Source organism: Gracilibacillus sp. YIM 98692 (genome assembly GCF_010993965.1).
Taxonomy (GTDB): domain Bacteria; phylum Bacillota; class Bacilli; order Bacillales; family Amphibacillaceae; genus Gracilibacillus.
Window position 1 is genome coordinate 24599 of the sequence record NZ_WIXM01000021.1, and the last position, 24343, is coordinate 48941.

23 protein-coding genes and 1 pseudogene are annotated in these 24343 nt (G+C 33.3%); 21 read left to right on the top strand and 3 right to left on the bottom strand.

Annotated features, from left to right (window positions below; translation table 11 throughout):
- The first annotated feature begins 40 nt into the window (after nt 1-40).
- From GHD00_RS15025 to GHD00_RS15120, 20 genes are all read left to right on the top strand, one after another.
- Nucleotides 41-670, top strand: a complete 630-nt coding sequence (locus GHD00_RS15025; RefSeq protein ID WP_163538978.1) for a response regulator transcription factor — start codon at nt 41-43, stop codon at nt 668-670.
- A 732-nt stretch (nt 671-1402) separates the two neighbouring features.
- Complete coding sequence (locus tag GHD00_RS15030) at nt 1403-2155, top strand: YveK family protein (RefSeq protein WP_163538979.1); 753 nt, start codon at nt 1403-1405, stop codon at nt 2153-2155.
- Nucleotides 2130-2822 (top strand): CpsD/CapB family tyrosine-protein kinase, encoded by a 693-nt coding sequence (locus GHD00_RS15035; protein WP_163538980.1) that lies wholly within the window; start codon nt 2130-2132, stop codon nt 2820-2822. The genes GHD00_RS15030 and GHD00_RS15035 overlap by 26 nt, the downstream gene beginning before the upstream one ends.
- A 488-nt stretch (nt 2823-3310) precedes the next feature.
- Nucleotides 3311-4060, top strand: a complete 750-nt coding sequence (locus GHD00_RS15040) for a tyrosine-protein phosphatase (protein ID WP_163538981.1) — start codon at nt 3311-3313, stop codon at nt 4058-4060.
- Nucleotides 4061-4220: 160 nt separating this feature from the next.
- Nucleotides 4221-4991, top strand: coding sequence for a tyrosine-protein phosphatase (locus GHD00_RS15045; RefSeq protein ID WP_205600777.1), 771 nt, complete (start codon nt 4221-4223; stop codon nt 4989-4991).
- An 84-nt stretch (nt 4992-5075) separates the two neighbouring features.
- Nucleotides 5076-5954, top strand: coding sequence for a UTP--glucose-1-phosphate uridylyltransferase GalU (gene galU / locus GHD00_RS15050; protein WP_163538983.1), 879 nt, complete (start codon nt 5076-5078; stop codon nt 5952-5954).
- A 34-nt stretch (nt 5955-5988) separates the two neighbouring features.
- Nucleotides 5989-7812, top strand: a complete 1824-nt coding sequence (locus GHD00_RS15055; protein ID WP_163538984.1) for a polysaccharide biosynthesis protein — start codon at nt 5989-5991, stop codon at nt 7810-7812.
- 169 nt (nt 7813-7981) lie between these two features.
- Complete coding sequence (locus GHD00_RS15060) at nt 7982-8149, top strand: hypothetical protein (RefSeq protein ID WP_163538985.1); 168 nt, start codon at nt 7982-7984, stop codon at nt 8147-8149.
- A gap of 748 nt (nt 8150-8897) precedes the next feature.
- Nucleotides 8898-9557, top strand: a complete 660-nt coding sequence (locus tag GHD00_RS15065) for a sugar transferase (RefSeq protein ID WP_163538986.1) — start codon at nt 8898-8900, stop codon at nt 9555-9557.
- Nucleotides 9558-10382, top strand: coding sequence for an aldolase/citrate lyase family protein (locus GHD00_RS15070; protein WP_163538987.1), 825 nt, complete (start codon nt 9558-9560; stop codon nt 10380-10382).
- A 24-nt stretch (nt 10383-10406) separates the two neighbouring features.
- Nucleotides 10407-11309, top strand: a complete 903-nt coding sequence (locus tag GHD00_RS15075; protein ID WP_163538988.1) for an NAD(P)-dependent oxidoreductase — start codon at nt 10407-10409, stop codon at nt 11307-11309.
- A 43-nt stretch (nt 11310-11352) separates the two neighbouring features.
- On the top strand, nt 11353-12177 hold the full coding sequence (locus tag GHD00_RS15080) for a glycosyltransferase (RefSeq protein WP_163538989.1): 825 nt from the start codon (nt 11353-11355) through the stop codon (nt 12175-12177).
- 21 nt (nt 12178-12198) lie between these two features.
- On the top strand, nt 12199-13314 hold the full coding sequence (locus tag GHD00_RS15085; RefSeq protein WP_163538990.1) for a glycosyltransferase family 1 protein: 1116 nt from the start codon (nt 12199-12201) through the stop codon (nt 13312-13314).
- A 45-nt stretch (nt 13315-13359) separates the two neighbouring features.
- The gene (locus GHD00_RS15090; protein ID WP_163538991.1) at nt 13360-14268 is read left to right on the top strand and encodes a glycosyltransferase family 2 protein; all 909 of its coding nucleotides are present in this window, start codon (nt 13360-13362) and stop codon (nt 14266-14268) included.
- Between the two features lies 1 nt (nt 14269).
- Entirely contained in the window at nt 14270-15406 is a 1137-nt protein-coding gene (locus GHD00_RS15095; RefSeq protein ID WP_163538992.1) for a glycosyltransferase, read from the top strand.
- Complete coding sequence (locus GHD00_RS15100; RefSeq protein ID WP_163538993.1) at nt 15403-16536, top strand: EpsG family protein; 1134 nt, start codon at nt 15403-15405, stop codon at nt 16534-16536. Before GHD00_RS15095 ends, GHD00_RS15100 begins: the two co-directional genes overlap by 4 nt.
- A gap of 65 nt (nt 16537-16601) precedes the next feature.
- Nucleotides 16602-17621: a glycosyltransferase family 2 protein gene (locus GHD00_RS15105; RefSeq protein ID WP_163538994.1), complete on the top strand. Its 1020-nt coding sequence runs from the start codon at nt 16602-16604 to the stop codon at nt 17619-17621.
- A gap of 121 nt (nt 17622-17742) precedes the next feature.
- Nucleotides 17743-19272, top strand: a complete 1530-nt coding sequence (locus GHD00_RS15110) for an oligosaccharide flippase family protein (protein ID WP_163538995.1) — start codon at nt 17743-17745, stop codon at nt 19270-19272.
- Nucleotides 19273-19299: 27 nt separating this feature from the next.
- Nucleotides 19300-20310 (top strand): UDP-glucose 4-epimerase GalE, encoded by a 1011-nt coding sequence (gene galE, locus GHD00_RS15115; protein ID WP_163538996.1) that lies wholly within the window; start codon nt 19300-19302, stop codon nt 20308-20310.
- A gap of 121 nt (nt 20311-20431) precedes the next feature.
- Nucleotides 20432-21376 (top strand): sulfotransferase, encoded by a 945-nt coding sequence (locus tag GHD00_RS15120; protein ID WP_163538997.1) that lies wholly within the window; start codon nt 20432-20434, stop codon nt 21374-21376.
- Here GHD00_RS15120 and GHD00_RS15125 read toward each other — a convergent pair.
- The 3 genes and pseudogenes from GHD00_RS15125 to GHD00_RS15135 form a co-directional block, all read right to left on the bottom strand.
- Nucleotides 21372-21740 (bottom strand): annotated as a pseudogene (locus GHD00_RS15125) (DDE-type integrase/transposase/recombinase); the annotation flags it as partial. The gene GHD00_RS15120 and the pseudogene GHD00_RS15125 sit on opposite strands and share 5 nt — an antisense overlap.
- A gap of 168 nt (nt 21741-21908) precedes the next feature.
- Nucleotides 21909-22376 carry a competence protein ComK gene (locus GHD00_RS15130; protein ID WP_163538998.1) on the bottom strand — a complete coding sequence of 156 codons (468 nt, stop codon included), beginning with the start codon at nt 22374-22376 and terminating at the stop codon, nt 21909-21911.
- 25 nt (nt 22377-22401) lie between these two features.
- The gene (locus tag GHD00_RS15135; RefSeq protein WP_163538999.1) at nt 22402-22695 is read right to left on the bottom strand and encodes a helix-turn-helix domain-containing protein; all 294 of its coding nucleotides are present in this window, start codon (nt 22693-22695) and stop codon (nt 22402-22404) included.
- Between the two features lie 416 nt (nt 22696-23111).
- Between GHD00_RS15135 and GHD00_RS15140 the strand changes: the two genes are divergently transcribed.
- Nucleotides 23112-24278: a nucleotide sugar dehydrogenase gene (locus GHD00_RS15140; protein WP_163539000.1), complete on the top strand. Its 1167-nt coding sequence runs from the start codon at nt 23112-23114 to the stop codon at nt 24276-24278.
- The last annotated feature ends 65 nt before the right edge of the window (nt 24279-24343 follow it).

Below are 24343 nucleotides of genomic sequence, written 5' to 3' on the forward strand. Positions count from 1 at the left end.
AATAAATCATTCAATTCAAAAAGGGGAGGTACTATTTCATATGCGAATAGCCATTATGAAAGAAGCTTCTATTTACAGGGAAGGCCTGATTGGCGTACTGACAAAAGGATTTCCGAGATATGAAATCATCACAATAGAACCGAACGAACACGATAAATTAAACCAATACATCATCGACATACTGATTATTGATATCGACAACAGTGAAAATATGATGCCAATCGTGAACCGTTATGCAACACAGAACAAAAAAGTAATTATTTGGACACAGAACATGGAACATGAAAACTTAGACGATTTGTTTAAAATGAATCTGCATGGTTACTTCTACAATGGGATGGAACAGGATGAACTGATTCGTGCCATTCAGAAAATTATGACTGGCAGAAGTTATGTCCATCATGAACTCACCCCAGTGTTACTAGGATATTATCGAGCATCTAGCAATCCTCAGGAAAAACGACCAGTAGGAGTCCTCACCAACCGTGAATGGGAAGTCATGGAATTACTCACACAAGGCTACAGCAACGAACGAATTGGCCAACATCTCTACATCACAGAAAAAACCGTCAAAAACCACATCAGTTCTATATTAAGGAAACTAAACGTTCCCGATAGAACCAATGCCGTTCTAACAGCACTAAGAAACGAATGGTTTTTTATCTCATAACCTAAACGGAGACAATCATCACGTAAAAATGATGATCTGTCTCCGTTTTCACGTAAAATCAGAAAATCCATAAACGACGTGACTTTCTTTCCTTCTTTCTTAGATGAATGCTAGTCCAGTGCAGCGGAAAAACACTCCCTTTCCGTGGGGAACGCTTCAGCCTCCTCACGAGCAAAAACCGCTCGTTGCGGGGTCTTCAGACTGTTCCTTTCCCACAGGAGTCTCGCATTTTTCCGCTGCTTAGTGTCGTGTTCTGTTTAAGTTAGATATATGCCATTAAGCATTAATTCTATAGGCATCATTCTCTCGATAATTAAATCACCACAACTAGCGCAGGCAGAATACGGAGACTCCTGTGGGATAGCGAGAGCTGAAGATCCACTTGGTAAAGGGCTTTTCTTTACCAAGTTAGCTGAAGCCGAGCCCGACGGCATAGAAAACACTACGAAAGCGATCTTTGCTTGAGTAGATGTTGCACTTGTGCCCTTGGGTGAAAGCGTAGTATTCTGCCGGAGCGATTTCTTAGCACTTATTTTTGGGAATCATTTCGTTAAGCATATTTAATAAAAAAACACAAAAAAATGATCCCACTATCTGCCTAGGTATGTTATAATGCGGTTTATAGTCTGCATAATGGGATCATTTTGTTCTCATATGTAGAACCATGCCTAAAAAACCGTCGAAAATTAAAATAGATCGTTCGAGTACATCTTGCGGAGGGGACGAAAATACATGGAAGAGACGATATCGTTAAAAGAGATATTTGATATTATTAAAAAACGTATACTGTTAATCATATTATTAATAGTTGGAGCAGCGGGCATCAGTGCGGTTGTCAGCTTTTTTGTCCTAACTCCAAGCTATCAATCTAGCACCCAATTTATAGTCAATCAAGATACCAATGAAGGCAATCAATTCGATTACAACCAAATCAGAACAAACGTAGAAATCATCAATACCTATAATGACATCATCAAAAGTAACCGAATTTTGGAACAAGTCGTGGATGAGCTGAACTTAAACCTAACAGCAGGAGCATTAGGAGAAAAGATGACAGTTTCCAGCTCGGATGGCTCACAAGTCGTAACCTTAACGGTAGAAGATTATAATCCAGCTTTAGCGGTAGACATTGCCAACACGACAGTGGAAACATTCCGAGAAGATTTACCAGTACTGATGAATGTCAACAATGTCAGTATCCTTACACCAGCGGAATTAGCAGCAAATCCAACACCAGTAAGTCCAAAGCCAGTACTAAACATCGCGATTGCGATTGTATTAGGGGCAATGGTCGGAGTTGGTCTAGCTTTCTTATTAGAATATCTAGACAATACGTATAAAAATGAGCAAGACATTGAAGAACGCTTGCAGCTGCCAGTCCTTGGGGTGGTATCCCATATTACCGATGAAGATGTGGCGAAAACGAACGCGCGCACTGTAAGGGAAAGGAGAGCGGTTCATGGTACGCAAAAGAAAACAAGTTAAGCAAACCGTCCGACATTTAATTACAAAGCTTAGCCCAAAATCACCTGTTACGGAGCAATATAAAACGATTCGAACCAATATCCAATTTTCCAATGTTGATGGAGATTTACGCTCTATGCTTGTCACCTCATCAGGACCGGCAGAAGGGAAGTCATTTATTACCGCCAATTTAGCGATTGTGTTTGCGCAGCAAGGCAAAAAAGTGTTATTGATCGATGCTGATATGCGTAAACCTACATTACACTATACGTTTCGTATCGATAATTTAAGAGGGTTAAGCAGTGTATTAGTGAATGAAGCAAGTTTAGAGCAGTCTGTAACGGAAAGTGACGTCGAAAACTTGGATTTACTTCCTTGTGGACCAATACCGCCAAATCCTTCAGAACTGCTGGGTGCGAAATCGATGAATAAGCTATTAGAAGATGCTTATAACAACTATGATTTAGTCATCTTTGATACACCGCCAGTACTAGCGGTAACAGATGCCCAAATCTTAGCGAACGCTTGTGATGGCACGATCTTAGTAGTACGCAGCAAACAAACCGAGTACGAAGCAGCAGAAAAAACAAAAGAACTACTAGAACCAGCCAAAGCAAAACTACTAGGCGTCGTCCTAAACGACCGCGAACAGAAAAAAGGACAATACTATTACTATAGCAATAATTAACCAACAAAAAGCTACCATATCTATATGGTAGCTTTTTGTGTTTAAAGAGATAGAGTAAAAGGTAGGTTAATACTGACACAGCTGATGGAATATGCGAGACTCCTGCGGGAAAGCGGGCCTAAGAGACCCCGCAACGAGGGACGAGTGAGGAGGCTCGTGGTTCGCCCGCGGAAAGCGAGTATATTCCATCGGCGTCGCAAGAGATTCAAATACGTATCAAATACAAAATTACTTATTTTGATCCTGTGTAACGTAGTTGTAACGCATAAGTGTTTATAATAACACATATGATAAAGGTACCAAGAACAAAAGAGCGATCCAAAGACCTTTGTCCTAAATAGATACACATAAACGCAGAAAAAATTCATAAAAGATAAACCTAATTCGACAAAACTTCTAATCAAAAGACAGGGAAAATGTGTTAATCTAAGACAAGACGGTACAATAGGCATGGTTGTAAGGGAAAAAAGAAAATGGAGTTGGGACTTATGATAGATGTTAGATGCCATATACTACCTGATCAAGATCGAGGGGTCAGACATTTGGAGGATAGTGTGCAATTGGTGCGTCAAATGACAAAGCAAGGTGTCAAGCAAGTGGTGGTTGCCCCGTCACACACGACGAACACTGCAGATGATATCATCACAAAAACGCAGCAACTAGAAGAAAGACTAAAACAAGAAGCAATCGATTTAGATATCATCGTCGGACAAACCATTAGGATAGAAGGGGACTGGATGCAAGTCATCGAGGAAAAATCTTTTCTTTTCCTTAATAAAACCACAAGCTATGCCTATATCGGCTTAGTAGAGCATTCTATCCCACCCAATATGAAAAAACTTATCTATGACCTTCAGCTAAAAGGAATCAAACCAATTATCACACACCCAGAACGCCATCAACCAATTGTAGAAGATCCTAACCTCTTATATGAATGGGTCAAAAATGGGGCGTTAGTAGAAATAGATGGACGCAGTCTAATTGGAAAGCATGGCAAGAAAATTCAAAAATGTACCACTCAATTAATTGAGCACCATTTAGTACATTTTATAGGTTCAGAAGCAAGTAATCCAAAAGAGTATAAATTTCAACAAATGATGGAAAAGCTCCGCAAGCAGTTTGATCGAAATATGGAACAAGCGATGCAAAGCAATTCGCAAGCCATGCTGTTAGATCAACCAGTTGTTGGGGAGGAACCCATCCGCATCCGCAAAAGGAAAATATTAGGGTTGTTATAGGTCCAACGTTATATTAATTGGGTAAAATTACATTATAAATGTGTAAAATGTGTGAAAAATTGGGAGTGTATAGCCATTTATTTTTCGACAAAACCTGTTATACTAGAAAAAACAAGCATGTTAAAAATGATAGTTAATTAGTTTGATAGGTGGGATGAGATTGATAGACATCCATTGTCATATATTACCGAATGTCGATGATGGGGCCAAACATATGGAAGGCAGTGTGCAAATGGCGAAATTTGCTGTTTCACAAGGGATTACCACGATTGTTGCAACCCCTCATCATTTAAATGGCAGATATGAAAATTATAAAATAGATATAATCGAAAATGTGAAAGCACTAAACCAACGTTTGCATGAGGAAAACCTCCCGATTACTATACTCCCTGGTCAAGAGACACGAATAAATGGCGAAATGACGACAGATTTAGAAAACGGGCACCTACTCCCGTTAAATGAAACGAGTGGTTATTTATTTGTGGAGCTGCCATCCAATCATGTTCCCAGATACACCAAACGATTATTGCATGACTTAAAATTAGCTGGAGTAAAACCAATCATTGTCCATCCAGAACGCAATAAGGAAATCATCGAAAATCCTGATTTATTATATGACATCGTGCTAGAGGGGACGTTAACCCAAGTAACCGCAGCAAGCGTTACAGGTCAGTTTGGTAAAAAAGTGAAAAAATTCACGCACCAATTGATCAACGCTAACTTAACCCATTTTGTCGCATCTGATGCACATAATGTAACTAATCGAGGATTTATGATGCAAGAAGCACATCGAACCATTCGCCAGGAAATGGGAGAAGCGATGTCGGAGTGGATGATCGATAATGCACAACTCTTATTAGATGGAGAAAAGATTGTAGGAGAAGAACCGATGCCAATCAAAAAAAGAAAAATCTTAGGCATCTTTTCATAAAACAGGAATGAATAGTAGGACGAAGCCATAAACCTATAATCGTGAGTCTTTATAACCAGAACCAATAAATGGAGGCGACGAAATATGAAAAAAGTAAGAAAAGCGATTATCCCTGCAGCAGGCCTCGGTACGAGATTCCTACCGGCAACCAAAGCCATGCCGAAGGAAATGCTGCCAATCGTTGATAAGCCAACGATTCAGTACATTGTCGAGGAAGCAATCGCATCCGGTATTGAAGATATTATCATCGTAACAGGTAAAGGGAAACGCGCGATCGAAGATCACTTCGATAATAACTTTGAGTTAGAAGATAACCTTTTGAAAAAAGGGAAATATGAATTACTGGAAAAAGCGAAACAGCCTGCAAAAGTGGATATTCATTACATACGTCAGAAAGAACCTCAAGGTTTAGGTCATGCCGTATGGTGTGCACGTAAGTTTATTGGCGATGAACCATTTGCCGTATTATTAGGGGATGACATTGTACAATCAGACAATCCATGCTTAAAGCAGTTAATCGATCAGTATGAAAATACAGGTGGTTCAATTATCGGGGTGCAGCAAGTGAATGAAGAAGAAACTCATCGTTATGGGATTGTCGATCCAGCAGGACAAGACGGTAATCGTTATGCCGTTCGTAACTTTGTAGAAAAGCCGGAAAAAGGAACAGCGCCTTCTAACTTAGCGATTATGGGACGTTATGTATTATCACCAAAAATCTTTAAATACTTAGATAAAAAAGAAATTGGTGCAGGTGGAGAAATCCAACTGACTGATGCGATTCAACAGTTAAATGAAACACAAAGTGTTTTCGCCTATGACTTTGCAGGGAAACGTTATGATGTAGGGGAAAAACTTGGTTTTGTGAAGACGACGATTGAATTTGCACTAAAAAACGAAGAGATTGGTGACGACGTACGTGAAATGTTGAAGGATTTATTAACGGAGCAGGTAAGACAATAAAGAACAAACTAGGAAAACGAAAGGGTTGGATCCCATGAATTATCGAGCACGAATACTGTTATTGGTTCTATTAGATTCAGTGATCGTCAGCACTGCGATATTCGTTGCCTCATGGATTGTGTATCCGACATCGATAAGTGATATGCAAACCATTATTTACAGCTCCTTGGCATTGCTCGTTTTTCATCATATCTTTGCGGCGGTGTATAAGCTGTATAATAAGGTATGGGCGTATGCCAGTGTAGGGGAATTAGTAGCCATTGTCCAAGCAATCACGCTTTCTATTGCAGCAACAGGTGTGGTACAGCTAATCATAAATGGCTTTGTGATACATCGAAGAGCCTTATTGGTAACATGGTTGCTACACATTATCTTGATCGGTGGTTCACGATTCGTATGGCGCATTTTCCGAGATCGTTATATTAATGAAAAAACGAATAAAAAAAGAACACTTATTGTTGGGGCTGGGGCAGCAGGAGCATTAATTGCTCGCCAGCTGAAAAATGAGCAACAAAATACAGACCTTAGCCCAATTGCGTTTGCTGATGATGATCTAAACAAGCACAAAATGCAACTATATAATATTCCGGTCGAAGGAAATACCAAAGATATTCCACAGTTAGTGAAGGACTTAAATATTGAACATATCGTTATTGCCATACCGTCCTTATCGAATGGTGCATTAACCGAGATCGTATCTGTTTGTAATCAAACAAGTGCAAAAGTACAGATGGTGCCTAAAATTGAGGATATTGTGTCAGGTAAGGTTTCCGTTAGTGCATTAAAAAATGTGGATGTGGAAGATGTATTAGGCCGTGATCCAGTTGAGTTAGATATTAATTCAATTTCCGAATACGTTACAGATAATACAGTAATGGTAACCGGAGCAGGTGGGTCGATTGGTTCCGAGATTTGCAGGCAGTTAATGCGATTCACTCCAAAGCGCATATTACTAGTTGGGCATGGAGAATTTAGTATTTATTCGATTGATATGGAATTGCGAAATAAATACAAAGATCAAGAAATAGAAATTATTCCAATTATAGCGGATGTACAAGATCGTGAACGTATTTTTGAAGTAGTACAAGAACACCAACCAAGAATGATTTACCACGCAGCAGCACATAAGCATGTGCCACTAATGGAAGTTAACCCACATGAAGCAGTGAAAAATAATGTGCTTGGCACGAAAAATGTAGCAGAAGCGGCAGATGCATTTGGCACTCATACCTTTGTTTTAGTCTCTACTGATAAAGCCGTCAACCCTACAAATGTGATGGGTGCAACCAAACGTGTGGCAGAAATGGTGGTGCAAGACTTAGCTAAAACAAGTAAAACCAAATTTGTTGCCGTACGATTTGGAAATGTACTCGGAAGTCGTGGCAGTGTGATTCCATTATTTAAGAAACAAATTGAAAAAGGCGGCCCAGTTACTGTGACACACCCAGAAATGACAAGGTATTTTATGACCATACCAGAAGCATCTAGGCTAGTTGTGCAAGCAGGAACGCTTGCTAAAGGCGGCGAGATCTTTGTCCTTGATATGGGTGAGCCTGTGAAAATAGTGGACTTAGCGAAAAATCTCATAAAACTATCAGGCTATATAGAGGAAGAGATTCCGATTAAATTTTCTGGCATAAGACCTGGCGAAAAGATGTTTGAAGAATTGCTTGGCGATGATGAAGTTCATCCAGATGCGATTTATGACAAGATTTATGTTGGTAGAACAGTAGAGGTAGATGAGAAAGGTTTACTGGGTTTAATCAATAGTTTTCATGAGAGTACGAAGGAAGAGTTAAAAGAGCATTTGATGGCGATTGTTTATGCAGAGAAAGAGATGAAGATGGTGGAAGGGTAAAAAGAGAAACATCAATTTTAAAAGTACTATTATTTTATTTATGTAAAAATGTGACAATCCATATTGTAAGTGGTTAGTAGATATGAAACAATAGTACTAGATTTTGGGTGTTTGATCGAATTTTGATAGGTATTGTCTCCTTTACCTTTATCAATGGAGGCACTCAGTCATGCAATGGGTGTGGGGCACCTTAGATACTGGTTTTCGGTTGTGTGGCGTGAGGTGGGGGTGCCATGCGCTGTTAATAAGAGGAAATGAAATTAAAATAGAAGAAGCTACTTTCTGGATTTGGTTGGTAGCTCTTTTATTTACATTAAATGTTGATGGAGAAGTATAAAAAATGAAGTTTTGGAACAGTAATTGAATCATCAAAACATGAGGTTTGTGAAGCTAATCGAAAGCAATTAAAAAGATTGTATCAAGAATATGTTGCTTTAGAATCTGTACAAGTTTCAAAGGAGAATTTTATTCAATTTTCTCACGTATACAACAAAGACCCTTTATGTCCTAGTAAAGGATTCACCTATGAAGATGATGAAGTGATCTGTAGTGAGCATAGTGAAAAGGATAATGATAATTCAGGTAGTGTGCCGTTTTTGTGAATACAGAAGAGAACGGTATATGTATAGGAATGTAACAACAGGTTCTCTTTTCAGAATGATAGGTCATAATTATTTCACTTAGAAAGTTCACAAAAAATTTATCATTTTAACTTTAATTAGTGTGTGTAAGCTTTTTTGATTAACTGGAAATGAGGAACTGAGTATCGTAGTTAGATTGAACGCTAGAAACTTGTGGGAAAAGGGTTTGATGCGGTTTTAGTGAGATTAATCGATTGAATGGTATATATAACAGTAAGAAACTCGGTTGAGGGTGTTAAAAAGTTGAATATCTATTTCGTATTTTTTGGTAGATTGAATAGATAATACGAGTTGACTATCTAAATTGGATTATATTTTAGTGGTTTAGAAGTTGGTTGGAGTAATAGATTTAATTATTCCAATTAAATCCTAATTTACTAAAATTCATATAAAATAAATGCCACTCTGTGGAAATAAATAAGAAAAGAGGAGTCTGAACTTATTATGATTTATAAAAAGATTAAGAGGCTATTGGATATTGTTTTATCTTTAATTGGCTTAGCAATAGTTTCACCTATTTTGTTAATAGTAGCTATTGCTATCAAATTGGAGTCTAAGGGTCCAATAATTTTTCAGCAAGAACGCTTCGGATTATATGGAAAAGTGTTCAAGATATATAAATTTCGTTCAATGTGCGTCGGGGCAGAAAAAAGTGGTGTGTATGAAACTAAAGGTGATGTTAGAGTTACAAAGGTTGGAAAATTTATTAGGAAGACCAGCATTGATGAGTTTCCTCAGTTTATAAATATCATAAAAGGCGATATGTCAATAATAGGGCCAAGACCAACCCTAACTTACCACCCTTGGCCACTTGACGAATATACTGAAGAGCAAAAAAAGAGATTCAATGTAAGACCGGGTGTAACAGGATGGGCACAGGTAAACGGGCGGAAGGAAGTTCAATGGGATAAAAGGATTGAGTATGATGTTGCGTATGTTGAGAACCTTTCATTCGTGTTCGATTTAAAGATATTCTTCAAAACAATATTAAAAGTTCTGGCAATGAAGGATAACGTCAATGTGAGTGAAACTGGTAAGAAGGTTGCAGGTAAAGATCATGAGTCTGAATTAGCAGAAACCATTGAAGAAAGAAGGAATTCTTAAATGGCTTTAAAGTTGATGTTCATTACAAATCAAGAAAAAATCGCTAGGTTAGCGGAAAATAGTGGAGTGGATTGGATCTTTATTGATCTTGAGATTAATGGGAAAGATGCACGACAAGGCCATTTGGATACAGTCATATCTAGACACAGTATACATGATGTGAAAAAAATCAAGCAGGTACTAACCAATTCTGAATTACTTGTACGAGTAAATCCAATATATCAAGGATCGAAAAATGAGATCGATAGAGTAATTAAAGATGGAGCCGATATTGTAATGCTCCCATTTTTTAAAACTAAGGAAGAAGTTGAGCTATTTGTTAATTATGTAAATGGTAGGGCCAAGGTCTGTCTGTTATGCGAGACTTCTGAGGCGGTAGAAAATATAGATTCTATTTTAACAATTAAAGGTATTGATTATATTCATATCGGATTAAATGATCTACATCTTAGTTATAATATGAAGTTCATGTTTGAACTACTAGCAAATGGAACAGTTGAAATGCTCTGTAAAAAAATAGCCGGAAAAGGAATTCAGTTTGGTTTTGGAGGAATAGCACAACTAGGACAAGGGGCTCTTCCAGCCGAGAAGATTATTGCGGAACATTATCGTTTAGGTTCTAATATGGTAATCTTATCTAGAAGCTTTTGTAATACTAATAAGAGTAATGATTTGAACCAAATAAAAGAGTTTTTCAAACTTGGTCTAAATGAAATAAGAGAATATGAAAATAGTTTGTTAAACAAAGAAAAATGTTTCTTTGAAAGAAATATAGAAGTTGTTAAGGAAAAAGTGATGGAAATTGTATACACTATAACGAAATAGTTGATAAAAAAAGGAATGTTAAATATGAAACTAATACTTACTGAGGCATTTAAATATAGTGAAGAGCAGATAGATAGATTAAAGTCACTTGGATATAAAATTCTGTCTATTCAGGATGAGAGGGTTCCTCTGGAAGTTGATGTTTCAGATATTGACGCTGTAGTTTGTAACGGTCTATTTCTATATAATGACATCAAAAAGTTTAAGAACTTGAAATTCATACAACTCACAAGTGCAGGTCTAGATAGGGTACCACTCGACTATATTAAGGACCAAGGTATTAAACTTTTTAATGCCAAGGGAGTGTATAGTGTTCCAATGGCAGAATGGGTTGTACTTAAAATTTTAGAAATCTATAAAAAGAGTAGGAAGTTTTATGAGGCTCAGTGTGAACATAAATGGGAAAAACAACGGGTTTTATTTGAGTTAACAAATAAAACTGCAGCCATTATTGGATTTGGTGATGTTGGATCTGAGGTTGCTAAAAGACTTAAGGCATTCGATGTAAACATAGTCGGCGTTGGTAGGAGTAAAAAGGAATCTCTATATGTTGATGAATTTTACTTAATAGATCAAATAGATGATGTTCTTAAAAAGAGTGATATTGTAATCTTGACTCTACCACTTACAGATGAAACAAGACAGCTAATTGATGCTGATAGGATTGAAAATATGAGAGCTAATAGTGTTCTTATTAATGTTTCCCGAGGTAGAGTGATAGATGAAATGGCCCTAATTGAGGCTCTACGTGCAGATAAGTTTAGTGGTGTAGCTCTTGATGTTTTTGAAGAGGAACCTCTGAGTGAAGGTAGTCCACTATGGGATTTTAAGAGAGTATTATTAACACCACATAATTCATACGTTTCAAATAGAATTAATGAAAGACTTTTTGAGATGTTAATTAATCACATAAAATTAGTTTTTTAATGAAATGTTAAAATTAAATATGATTAAGAGAGTAGGGTGAAAAATGTTATTTAGTTTATTAATGTCTGTTTACTATAAAGAGGAACCTGAGTATTTGGATGAGTGTTTAACTAGTATATTGAACCAGACAGTGTTACCAAATGAAATAGTAATTGTAAAAGATGGGCCACTTACACAAGATTTAGAAGATGTTCTAGAAAAGTTCTCTTTAATGAATCTACAATTGTATAAAGTAATAGAATTAGAAGAAAATGTAGGGTTAGGCAAGGCCTTGGCGATTGGTGTAGAAAATTGTAGTTATGATCTTATTGCAAGGATGGACTCAGATGATGTTGCTAGAGAAGATAGGTTTGAAAAACAAGTTAAGTTTTTTAAATCAGATATAGAACTAGATTTGTTAGGAAGCCATATAATTGAATTTGAGGGACATGTTTCCAATAAGCTTGCTAAAAGAAAGGTACCTTTATCTTCTGATGAAATAAATAAATATGCAAAAAAAAGAAATCCGTTTAATCATGTAACAGTTATGTATAAAAAGGAAGCAGTCTTAAAAGCAGGAAATTACAGAAAAGTTTCTGGAATGGGATATGAGGATTATGATTTATGGATCAGGATGTTAATGTTAGAATCAAAATGTAGTAACACAGATGATAGTTTGGTCTTTGTAAGGGTTGGTAAGGACATGTATCAAAGGCGCGGTAATAAAGAAAGGTTGATTACAGCGTTACACTTTAGAAAAAATATGTATAGATCTGGTTTTTGTTCACTATCAGACTATTTATTTGCAAGTAGCGTAAATATTTTCGTGGCCTTTATTCCTAATATATTGAGAGAATTTATATATAAAAAAATGTTGCGGACGAATTAATAATACGGGAGTATGATATCAATGAAGCCTATAAGGGTATTACAAGTTTTTGGACAAATGAACCGTGCAGGTGCTGAAACATTTATTATGAATGTTTATCGTAATATTGATAGGAGCAAGATTCAGTTTGATTTCTTAGTTTATAAGGAAGAACCTGGTAATTATGACTTGGAAATTCAACAATTAGGTGGCAAGCTATATAGGATTGCACCTATTCATCCTAGAACATATTTCAATTTCAAAAAGGATCTTAAGCATTTTTTTAATGTCCATACTGAGTATAAGATTGTACATTCACATATTGATTCATTAAGTACATTACCATTAAAAGCCGCAAAAAAAGCTGGATTGCCCTTTCGTATAGCTCATAGTCATACTACAAGAGTACCTAAAAATGTTAAATCATTATATAAATTAGCTTCAAAACAGTCTATTAATAAACATTGTACTCATAGGTTTGCTTGTTCAAAACAGGCACTAGTATGGTTGTTTGGTAGTAAATATACGGGTTTAGATAATTCTAAGATAATAAAAAATGGGATTGATGTTGATAAATTTTTATTTAATAGAGACATAAGGAATAAAACTAGAAAATTATTAAATTTAGAAGGGAAGTTTGTAATAGGGAGTGTAGGTAAATTTACCAAAACAAAAAATCATACGTTTTTGATTGATGTTTTTAATGATATACAAAAAAAAGATAAAAATGCAGTGCTAATTTTAATTGGAACAGGTAATAGAAAAAAAATGTTACAGAATAAAATTAGTAAATTAAATATAGAAGAAAAAGTCAAATTTTTAGGAAATCGAAATGATGTTAATGATTTAATGCAAGCTATGGACGCTCTAATACATCCATCACTATATGAAGGATTACCTTTAACACTAATCGAGGCACAAACATCTGGTTTACCTTGTATGGTTTCAAGGACAGTAAGTAATGAGGTGAAAATTACCAATCTAGTTAATTTTCTAGATCTTAATGACTCTACAAGTAAATGGTCAGATATGGTATTAAGCAAAAAGAATTATAAAAGAGACTATATGAAAGATATAATACAAGCATCAGGTTTTGATACTAAGAATATCTCTAAAGATCTTGAGGAATTTTATATGAATTTAAGTGAAAAAATTTAATTGTGATTATTTTAATATTTTTATATTAGAATCAAAGGAGTATTTATGGGTTCAGATGAGTTCAAGTATAAAATAACGGTATTTACGCCAACTTATAATAGAGAAAATAAGATTATGAAACTATATGACTCATTAAAAGCACAATCCAATAAATCTTTTGAGTGGATAGTAATTGATGATGGGTCTACTGATAACACTGAGATGTTACTTCGTCAATGGTCTGATATCTCCAATGGATTTCCTATTAAATATGAAGAAACTAAAAATGGTGGTAAGCATAGGGCAATTAATAAAGGGTTAGAACTTTCACAAGGTGAACTTTTTTTTATTGTAGATTCTGACGATTTATTAGTTGACGATGCAATAGATATAATAATTAAGTGGTATGATTCAGTAAAGAATAAAAATGATTTTGCAGGAGTTGCTGGATTAAAAGGTTACACGAAACATAAAATGGTAGGGAAGACGTTTAACGGAGAACATCTAGATGCAACCTCTTTAGAAAGATCAAAACATAACATTTTAGGTGATAAAGCAGAGATTTTTAAGACAAGCTTGTTGAAAAAATTTAAATTCCCTGAGATTGAAAATGAAAAGTTTATTACTGAGTCATTAGTCTGGTATAGAATAGCCAATAAAGGCTATAAATTAAGATGGTTTAACCAGATAATATATATATGTGATTATCTAGAAGATGGTTTAACACGTAATATTGATAAGCTTTATATTGATAATTTTGAAGGTTATACATTTTTTTTAAAAGAAATATTAAAATATAATGATCTTCCAAGGGGCAGAAAAATAAAAATTGTTTCAGCTTATATTTATAGAGGTAAAAAGAAGGGCAGATCATTAAGACAGATATCTAAAAATATTGACAAAAATATTCTTTTTGTATTGTTTTTATTTGTTATTTCATCTATTTATAAACTTATTATAAGGGGAAAAAATTGAAATGGTAAGAATTTTACATGTTCTTGGAGGACTAAATTCTGGCGGAATGGCTACTATGATTATGAATTATTACAGAAATCTAGATAGAGATAAGATACAGTTTGATTTTTTAGTATCACAAAAAGAATCCTTCTATGATGATGAAGTAATTAGGTTAGGCGGTAAAATTCACAGAATAACACCTCGAAAAAATAATCTTGTAAAAAATATTCAAGAGATAGAGAACTTCTTTAAAAATTATCATAATGATTATAAAATAATTCATATTCATCAAGGAGTTTTAAATTTAAGCTTTTTAAAGAAAGCTAAGAAATATAATATTCCGGTTGTAATAGCTCATTCTCATGGAATTAACAAAAACCATTTAAAATATTTAAAAATTTATAATCAATTTTATGCAAAGCCTACTATTTCCTATTTAGCCACTGATTATTTCTCATGTAGTGAAAAAATGGTAAATCATATTTTTAATGATAACATTCTAAAAAGTGAAGAATATTATTTAATGCGTAACGCAATCGATACGGAAAAATTTAAATTTGAAATGAACAATAGAAAGAAACTGAGGGAAAAGTATCAATTAGAAAATAAATTTATTATAGGTCATGTTGGAACATTTTTAGAAGTTAAAAATCATGAATTCATTATAGATACCTTTAAGGAAATAACTAATATTAAAGATCACTCTGTACTAATGTTAATAGGTGATGGGAAGTTAAAGGATAGAATAATAAATAAGGTAAATGAAATGAACTTAAGTGATAAAGTAATATTTCTTGGTTTAAGAAATGATGTTAATGAATTAATGAGTTTGATGGATGGATTAATATTTCCTTCTTTATATGAAGGCTATCCTTTAGTACTTATAGAAGCTCAAACGTCTGGATTACAATGTTTTATATCAGATAGTATAGATGGGGGTATAAAGTTAACAAATTTAATTAATTTTCTTAGTTTAAAGGAGAGGCCGATTGATTGGGCAAAAAAAATATGTCAAATGTATGAGCCCAATCATATTAATTATAGGAAGGATTATTATGAAAGGATTATTAAATGTGGTTTTAGCATTAAAGAAGAAGCACAGAAACTTCAAAAATTTTATTTAGATAAATATAACGAGCAGGAGAAGTATGAATGATTAATATTAATCATGTTATTTTTCTATTAATCCCGATAATTACCCTACCTATAATATTACTAATGCTATTTAAATTTAGAAAACACTATCTTAAAATACTTCCCTTTTTATGTTTAGTTATAAGTATTGTAGCTTATAGCATTAAACCAAGGATTACTGACGATTTATTTTCCTATTTTACTACATTAGATCAGATGAGAACGAGAGGTTTAGATTTTGTACAGAGTATTTCAGGGTACACTGATTTTTTTGTTACTAATTATTATTTTTATATAATTTCTCTTTTTCATAACAATCATCTTTTACCTGCAATAAGTGCTTTCATAGGTTATTTCATACTATTCTATATTATATTTAACTTTGCTAATAAAAATAATGTTGGTACTAAGTTGCTAATATTTATCTCTTTCTTTACTATTAGCATAATTCCCTTTTTGGAAATTTCAGCTGCAATTCGAAATGCTTTATGTTTTTTAGTTTTTATACTTGCTCTATATAGAGATACTGTTCAGGGTAAAAAGAATTATATAACTTATATTTTTTATTTCATCTCAATCTCTATTCATTCAGCAGCTATTCTCTTAATCTTCTTAAGAATATTACTTATATTTTTAAAAACAAAAAAGAGAGTATTTATATTATCAATATTCGTTTTGTTTTGGCCATTATTTCTAAATGAAATCTTAAATGTCTTATATTTATTACCTGATTATAAAATAGTTGGAATATTAATTGGAAAGATTATTGATTATACTATTGAGGCTAAAGGGAGCCTAAGTTGGAGTAGGGATATACTTATATATAGACTTGGTATTATTATCATTTTTGTGATTTTTACATTCTTAACATCTAATAAAATTAAAAAGAATAATTATGGGTTATATAAATATATGAATATGCTCCAAATAGTTTCCTTTTTTATAATTGGTGCTACTTTTGGAATGTATATAAACATTATTTTTAGATATACATCATTTATTTTTATGGCTTTTAGTTTACCTCTTTTATTTGGAGTGAAGTATTTTCCAAATAAATTAAGGGTTCTATTGTTTTACGTGTTATTTCTTTTTGCTTGCGCAGGAATTTACTATCATATTCTAATTTTTTCTAATTTAAATTTTTTATATTAAAAGATGAACTTAATTCATTTTGTAGATTGATAAATACAAAAAGGATGGAATAATAAGGTGGTTAAATGGTAACTATAATAATTCCAGTATATAATGCTAAGTTATATATTGAAAGAACTTTAGAAAGTGTTTTAAATCAAACATACAAGAATATTCAAATAATATTAGTTGACGATGGATCAACAGACAACTCCCGTAAAATATGTAATAAATATGCGGAACAATACAGTAATATAGAGGTGCACTATCAAGAAAATAAGGGTGTATCTGCAGCACGCAATTTAGGTATGAAAAAAGCTGCAGGAACATATATTCAGTTTGTTGATTCTGATGATTATATTGAAAGAAATATGGTTGAGTCTTTTGTTAGGGATATAGAAATAAATAAATGTGATTTAGTTATAGGTGGCTATAAAAATATTGATAATTCTAATGGAAGTGTTACTTCAAAAAAATCACCCGAGTCAATTCTTAAAGGAATGGTAGATAAAGATAGATTGCTATTAAAATTAGGGTTACTTTATAATGAACTACTAATAAATGCAATTTGGAATAAGTTATATTTGAAATCAATAATTGATAAACATGGTATTGAATTTAAAGAAGAGATAAGAAGAGGGGAAGATTTGCTATTTAACCTTGATTATATTGATTGCTGTTCAAGAATATATTTATCTAAAAATATAGGGTATAACTATGTTCAATATGGAAAAGATAGTCAATCTATAACTTCAAAATTTCAGGACAATATTGAATACAATGAAATATTTATATATGAAAAATTGAAAGAATTTCTTTTAAGAAATGAAAGCTATGAAGGTCAAAATTTAATAGTAATTGAAAATAAATTTATTCAAAATTTGCTGGAATGTATATGGTATTATTTTAATTTTGAACTAGAACATCATGAAATAAAAAATAGAATCAAAAAAATAATGAACATCCTTAATGGAAATCAATATTATGATAATTTTAAACCGCGTAATTTACAAGGTAAAATACTAAATATTTTTATTAAATATAGGGTGGTGGGTATTGTGATGTTACTAGCATACACAAAGAAAAAAATGAAAAGATTTAAATAATTAACATCAAAAATAAGAAGACTTTTTGTTGTTTAGTAAAGTTTTAATCAGGTTATTTTTTAAAGTATTAATTTATGAAAATAATCCGATAAATTTACCAGATGAATAGGGGCTAAGTACTTTGAAAGTCAATCAAATAAAAGCGGGTGTTATATTATCATACATTGAAGTAGGAATAAAGTTCATAATTGGATTATTATTTGTACCAATCTTACTGCATTATTTGGGACAAGATGAATATGGTTTATACCAACTTATGGGTTCAATTATTGCCTATATGGCAATAATTGATTTTGGATTATCTAGTACTATTACTAGATATTATTCAAAATATATTGCTAAAGATAACGAAAAGAATAAAGAGAATATACTAGGTATTGCCGCTGTTTTATATTTCTCTATCACATTAATTTCAATAATTATCAGTATAATAATTTATCAGTATTTAGATTCAATATTTAAAAATTCTTTAACACCTAGCGAGTTAATATCTGCAAAAAAAATATTTATAATCGTTATTATTAACATAGGGCTATCTATTGGATCTCAATTCTTTAGAGCAATTATTAATTCACATGAAAAGTTTATATTTATGAGGACATTAATTTTAGTAAAAAGTATAGTGACTCCTGTTGCAATAATAGCGATACTTTCCTTCGAAGCTAATGCATTCAATGTAGTATTGACTCAAACTTTTTTTAACTTATTAATAATAATCATTATGGTGTTTTACAGTTTTTCAAAAATAAAGATTAAAGTTAAATTGCACTATTTAGATATACCGCTTTTAAAAGAAATGTTTGGGTTTTCGTTTTTTATATTTATTACTGCTATTACTGATCAAATTTTTTGGCGGTCCGACCAGATAATATTAGGTATTGTTGCTGGAACTTCCTCAGTTGCAATCTATGCTATAGCCTCGCAGATTGTATTAAATTATACTAATTTATCAACTGCCATGTCGGGAATTTTTCTACCAAATGTTACTAAAAGGGTAGAAAGAAATGCATCTGATAATGAGTTAACAAATTTATTTATAAAAATTGGAAGGTTGCAGTACCTCTTATTATTATGTGTACTAATGGGGTTTATATTATTTGGGAAACAATTTATTAATCTATGGGTAGGAGAAGAATTTTATACCTCATACTATATAACCTTAATTATTATGATCCCTTTTACCATAGACCTCATTCAGAATATGGGGTTAATAATATTAAAAGCGAAAAACTTGTATGCGTATAGGGCAAAAGTATTTCTGGTGATTGCAATTATAAACATTGTAATGACAGTACCTTTAGCAATTGCTCTTGGAGGAATAGGGGCTGCTATAGCATCTGGGATTTCATATTTTGTGGGTAATGCAATAATAATGAATATATATTATTTTAAAAAAGTAAAAATTGATGTAGTTAAGTTTTGGAAAGAAATTCTAAATATAACCCTTCCCTTGTTAATTGTATTTTTTATTGGCTTTTTCATAGAAAAGATTAATTTCTATCCAGATATTTCTAATCTAGGTGTTAAAATAACCCTGTTTATGATTATTTACTTTGTTATAGCATGGTTTTTAGCAATGAATAGTTTTGAAAAGGAATTATTAATAAAACCTTTTAGAAAGATATTAAGAAAGATAGTTAGGAAAATATAAAATGGATTTTATCTAGGGGATGATTTTATGGAAATACTAGTAACTGGTGGTGCAGGATATATTGGCTCCCATACATGTGTAGCTTTGTTAGAGGCAGGATACAAAGTAGTGATGGTGGATAATTTCATAAATAGTAAACCTGAAAATATTGATAAAGTAAAGCAAATAACCAAAAAGGAAATTATGTTCTATCAGGCTGATGTTACAGATGAAGCTGCAGTAAACACCATCTTTTCTAAACATAAAATAGGTGGTGTTATTCATTTTGCTGGCCTTAAAGCGGTGGGTGAATCAGTAGAGAAACCCCAAGCTTATTATTATAATAACCTCGTTAGTACAATGATACTTGCTAAAGCGTGTCTTAAGTATGGTGTGGAAAAATTCGTCTTTAGCTCATCAGCAACAGTTTATGGGGATAACGTAGTACCATTTATTGAGACAATGGATCTATTACCAACTACCAATCCTTATGGTGAAACGAAAGCCATGAGTGAACGAATTCTAAATGATATTGCAAAAGCAAACCCATGTTTTTCAGTCTCTCTACTTCGTTATTTTAATCCAGTAGGTGCTCATGAGAGTGGCTTAATTGGTGAAGCACCTAATGGTACTCCCAATAACCTTATGCCTTATGTTACTCAGGTGGCCAAAGGAAAGTTAGAGAAACTCAGGGTCTTTGGTAACGACTATCCGACGATAGATGGTACAGGAGTAAGAGATTATATTCATGTAGTCGATCTTGCTGAGGGTCATGTCGCTGCATTAGATAAACTCAAAAAAGGAGCCCATGTTTATAACCTAGGAACCGGTCAAGGCACTAGCGTACTAGAATTAGTAAAAGCGTTTGAAGAATCTAATGGTGTTAAAGTTCCTTATGAAATAGTAGAGCGCAGACCTGGAGATATTGCTTCATGTTATGCTGATGCTTCAAAAGCTAAAAAGGAATTAGGATGGCAAGCTAAAAGAGATATAGCCACAATGTGTAGGGATGCTTGGAGATTTGAGGAGAATTATGAACAAATATTGAGAACTAAATAATTTTTAATTATAGGTAAATTATAAAAATTTCTAGTGATGAAAATGAGAAACGACAGTACTGTAAAGACGTATTATTAAAAAGCAATTTTAATAGTTAGTTATATTATAAGGGGTGTTAATAATGAATAAGGTACTAAAAAATGTGAGTACTAGAATAAATAGACAGTTTTATCGAACTTTTACTATAGATAAAAATAATAATTATAGAAACTCAGTTTTACTTGCTGGTTCGGGGCGAAGTGGGACAACTTGGGTGTCAAATATTATTAATTATGATAATGAATACAGATATATGTTTGAGCCATTTCATCCTGATAAAGTAGCAGAATTTAAGGATTTTGGATTCCATAAGTATATTAGAGAGAATACAAATGATGATGTATTATTAAAACGGATGGAAAGTGTCCTTACAGGTAGTATAAAAAATAAGTGGATTGATGGACTAAATAAGAGAATTGTAAGTGATAAAAGGTTGATAAAAGTTATAAGAGGTAATCTATTTTTAAAGTATATCAGTAGGAAATTTCCAGAGATTCCAATTGTATTTTTGATGAGACATCCTTGTGCAGTGACAAATTCAAGGATTAAGCTTAATTGGAGAGATCATCTAGATGATCTCTTAAAACAAGAGGAAGTAATGAAAGATTTCTTAAATGAATTTAAAGCCTATATAGAAGGTACGCTTGAAAATGGTAGTATTTTTGAAAAACATGTAATGATGTGGTGCATAGAAAATTATATACCTTTAAAACAAATGACTTTAAATAAAGAGTTTCATGTGGTTTTCTATGAAAATTTAGCTGTAAATCCTGAAGAGGAAATGGGTAGATTATTTAAATATATTGATAAAAAATATGATCAAAAAGTATATTCAATCCTATCAACTCCCTCAGATACAGTAAGAAAAGATAGTTCAATTACGAATATTCAGAGTTGGAAAAAGAATATCAATAAAGATCAAATAAAAAAAGCAAAAGAAATATTAGAGATTTTTGATATGGATAAGATTTATACTGATGAATTCATTGGAGACTATCAACAACTAGATAAATTTATGAAATGTTAGTGTACATAAAAAGTTCAAGGTCAAGTTCGTGTTGGTTAGTGAAAACCGTACCACGAACGAATTCTGTTTTAATCGTTTAGCTACAGCATTGTCATACGGGTTCCTTTTTCACTCAATGAACGCTCGATGCCAAAGGTTTCTAATGCATGGTCAATAAGCTGGTTCTTAAATTCACTCCCTCTATCTGTGTGGAATAATTCAAGACGATGAAGATTGTATTTAACGGATGCAAAGGCACCTTTAACTAACTCAGCATATGAGGTCCAGCGCTGTAGGCAATGATTTCACGGTTATATAAATCTACTAAAACGCAGATATAATGCCATTTCTGTTGAACTCGAACATACGTCAAATCGCTTACAATCCACTTTGAGTTCTTTGTCTATAGAGGCTGGAAAATTAGTTTCGGGTGCCTGTCACTTCCCGCATTTTGTCGAATGAAGGGAAGGCGGGTTCTTTTTGGTTTCTTATGTGAAGTGTTGAGCAAGACAACGTATAATGCCATATATTAAACTTATCGACAAGGCTTCGGCTAGTGCATGGAACCAAATACAACAGTACACATACCGGTTCTGTCGTATTGTTTTTGGATGGTGTACGGGGATTCTGTTAAAGCTAGTTGTTGGCCACTATGGAATAGAATCATAGTTTGTGCATGTTCGTTTGATTCTGGTGATGCAGGTGTTACTTTTTTAATATTGTAAAAGAATAACCAAACACAATCATGATCCGTAGGTGACTTAGTGGGGAAGGCATATATATAATGAATAGGATGGATGGGGATCGGTGTTTTTTGTTTAAAGTTCAAATGGTGATATACCGCCTGCTTACGACCTTCATAGGTAGACCCGCCATCTTTGCAGTTTTGTTTAATAATGTCTAATGGTGTTTGTTGAATAAGTATTTCTTGATCAAATTCGATGACTTTTGCCTGAAATTCCATCTCATAGGCTGGTAATATGGCTAACGTTTGATGGGTGATTTGATAGGAGCTTATCAATTCATACACATCCATTGTATATTTATTATTTCTCTTTAGGACAGTCGTAAGATATATTTTGTCGCTTTAATTCTTCTTTATAATTTCTCCAAAACTCATCTATGGAAGCATCTAGTATATCCATTAATTTCGCTATGGTTTGAAATTGAGGCTTAGGATAATAACCTCGCTCTAACTTTCCATAGTGTTTTTCATCCATTCCAATTTGTTTAGCAACAAATTCTTGTGTCCATTGAGAATCTTTTTCTTTTAATTGTTCACGAATTTCCCGAATACATGAACCTAAAATAATACCTTCTATAGTACGTTTTTGAGCCAAAAGCTTACTCCTTTAGACTTTTGACTTCATTATCATAGAAAAGAAATGCAGTTAACACGTGGTGTACCACGCATTAGGTCGACAAATTTCGAGGGGGGTTCTAGAACGAGCTTATGTTCATGATGAGGAATGAAAGGTTGCTCATTATTTAAGAAGGGACAATGTAATGGGAATCGGATTTGGATGTTAGTGATTGATGGTAAGGGGTACGGACTACTGTTGCTTCCCGGTATTTATTGAATGAGGGGGGAGGGATGGGTGCTTTTGGTTTGGTGGATGGCACCGTTATAATTGATGTTGCTTTTTAACAAATTATAAATTTTATGTAAATATCTAACTTAAGGTATAGTTAATAAGTGAAGTATAGGTTAATCTTAGAATAGAGATTTAATAAATGTTCGGTGGAGGGATGGCCCTTGAAGATAACTGTTGCTGGTACAGGTTATGTTGGTTTATCTAATGCTGTTTTATTGTCACAACATCATGAGGTTATAGCTTATGATATCTCTGAGGATAAGGTTCGTTGTGTCAATCAAAGAAAATCTCCTATTGTGGATAGTGAAATGGAAAAATATTTCACTGAAAAGACATTAAATCTCCAGGCGACTAATGATATGGAGGAAGCATTAAGAGATGCAGAGTATGTTATTGTTTCTACTCCGACCAATTATGATCCTGATTTAAATTATTTTGATACGAGCACCGTGGAGGAAGTAATAGAGAGTGTCTTAGAGTTCAATTCCAGTGCTATCATGATCATTAAATCCACTGTTCCAGTAGGTTTCACATCAGAACTCCGAGAAAATTATCATACGAACAATATTATCTTTTCACCGGAATTTTTACGTGAAGGACATGCTTTATATGATAACTTATACCCATCTCGAATTGTAGTAGGGGAAAGGTCAGAACGTGCAGAGGTGTTTGCAAACCTTTTAGTGGAAGGTGCTTTGAAAGAGGATATCGATGTATTATTTACAGATTCCGCAGAAGCAGAAGCTATTAAACTATTTGCCAATACATATTTAGCCATGCGTGTTGCTTTCTTCAATGAATTAGATACATATGCAGAAGTGCGAGGGCTGAATACCAAGCAAATCATTGAAGGTGTTGGGTTAGATCCTCGAATTGGTAATCACTATAACAACCCTTCATTTGGTTATGGAGGCTATTGTTTACCAAAGGATACTAAGCAACTATTGGCTAATTATAAGGATGTACCGAACAATATCGTGGGTGCTATTGTGGAAGCGAACAATACGAGAAAAGATCATGTAGCTGATAGTATAATTGCTGGGGAACCAAAAGTAGTTGGGATTTATCGCCTGACAATGAAAACTAATTCAGATAACTTTAGAGAATCGGCTGTTCAAGGAGTCATGAAGAGAATCAAAGCAGAAGGTATTAAAATAGTAATCTATGAACCAACATTAAAAGAAGAGAGTTTTTATAATTCTCGAGTGGTGTATAGTCTTGAAGAGTTTAAGGAAATATCTAATGTTATTGTCGCTAATCGTTTAACAGATGAGATAACAGATGTTAAGGATAAAGTATATACAAGGGATTTATTTAATAGAGATTAGTTTTGCTTTGCCCATCTCTTCCTGCATTTTTTAAAATGATTAGGGAAGGGATGGGTGCTTTTTTG